Genomic DNA, 1,655 nt, shown 5'->3' with positions numbered 1-1,655 from the left:
CCGGCCTTGAGGATCGCGAGGATGCCCACCACCATCTCGACGGAACGTTCTGCCGCGATGCCCACCTTGCTCTCGGGCTTTACGCCCATTGCGATCAGTCGGTGCGCGAGGCGGTTGGCCCGTGCGTTGAGTTCGCCGTAGCTCAGGGACTGCTCGCCGAACGCCAGCGCGGGAGCGTCGGGGCGTTCACGCACCTGCTGCTCGATCAGCCGGTGCACCGGCTGCTCACCCGCATGGCGCTGCCCGTTCACGCTCCACCGCCGCAGCTGTGCGCGCTCGGCCTCACCCAGAAGCTCCACCTCGCTGACCGCCTGCTCAGGCTGCCTGGCCAAAGCCTCGACGACACCCCGGAGTGCCGCTTCCATCAGGCCGCAGATGCGCTGCGCATCGAGCGTCCGGCTGACCTGCGCGATCAGCACGAAGGCATCGCCCAGGTCATTGACCAGCATCGACATCGGGAAGTTGGTGCGCTCCCGGTCTCCCAGCACCGCCATGCCTTCGAGTCCCAACGCCAGCGACGCACCATCGCCCTGCGGCGTGTGGCGGTAGTTGAGCAGCGTGGAGAACAGCGGCGTGCTCGCCGGCAGCCCGCTGCAACGTTGCGCAAGCGACAGGCTCGCATGCTCGTGATGCAGCAAGGCGCTGAGCGCCGCATGCGTCTGGCGCAGGCTCTGCGCCACGCCTTGGGCGCCCAGCCGCACGCGCAACGGCAGCGTGTTGATGAAAAGACCCAGCGCGCGGGCGGCGCCTTCGTTCTGCATGCGGCCGAACAGCACGGTGCCGAACACCACGTCGTCCTTGCCCGTGGCCTTGCCCACCACCAGCGCCCAGGCCAGGTGGCACAGCGTCGCCGCGCTCACGCCATGGCGCTGCGCCTGCTGTCGCAGCTGCAAGGCAAGGCCCGTCTCCAGCGACAGGCGTGCCTCGTCGACCTCGAGCCCGTCGCCCTGCACGCCCAGCAGGTTGAAGGGTGCCGTGGGTTCCTGCACATCACCCAGCATCTGGCGGAAGAACGTCTCGTGCTCCGCCTGGCTCACGCCCAGGCGCGCCTGCGCCACGAAGTGCCTGAACGCCACCGGTGCCGCCAATGCGTCCGCGCGGCCCTGCTGGATCAGCGCGATCTCCTCGACGATCAGCTTCAGCGTCGTGTTGTCGTCCACCAGGTGGTGGCTGAGGATCTGCAGCAGCCATTTGCCGGTGGCCGCGCCGTGGGCGGCGATGGCACCGAGCATCGGCGCGCGGCGCACGTCGATGCGGTAGTGCCTCGGGTCGACCGTGGCGTCCAGCTGCTGCGCACTCTCCAGCCACTGCAGCTGCAGCACGGCATGCCGGTACACCACCTGCACCGGCTCGGGCAGACCTTCCCACAGCACCGCCGTGCGCAGGATGTCGTGCCGTGCGATCACCTCGTTGAAGCTCGCGACGAACCGCTCCAGCCGCTCCCGGCTGTCGAAGCTCAGGCTGTTCAGCGTCACGTACGCATCGCCCTCGGTCTGCAGCAGGTGATGGAACAGCATGCCTTCCTGCATCGGCACCAGCGGGTAGATGTCCTGGATGTTGGCCGCGCCGCCCGGCACTCCGGCTGCGACGGTTGCGATCTGCTGCGCGTCCAGCGTCACCAGCGTGAGCATCTGCGGCGTGATCGCCTCGCAGCC

Annotated in this window: 1 protein-coding gene; it reads right to left on the bottom strand. The window is 68.8% G+C overall.

The features are described from left to right. A partial coding sequence (locus BM013_RS40310) for a condensation domain-containing protein (protein ID WP_143098532.1) occupies window positions 1-1,655 on the bottom strand: 1,655 nt, incomplete at both ends.

It is taken from the genome of Variovorax sp. OK605, from assembly GCF_900115445.1.
Classification (GTDB): domain Bacteria; phylum Pseudomonadota; class Gammaproteobacteria; order Burkholderiales; family Burkholderiaceae_C; genus Variovorax.
The sequence above is the reverse complement of the archived record's forward strand: the minus strand, read 5'-3'. Positions and strand labels throughout refer to the sequence as shown.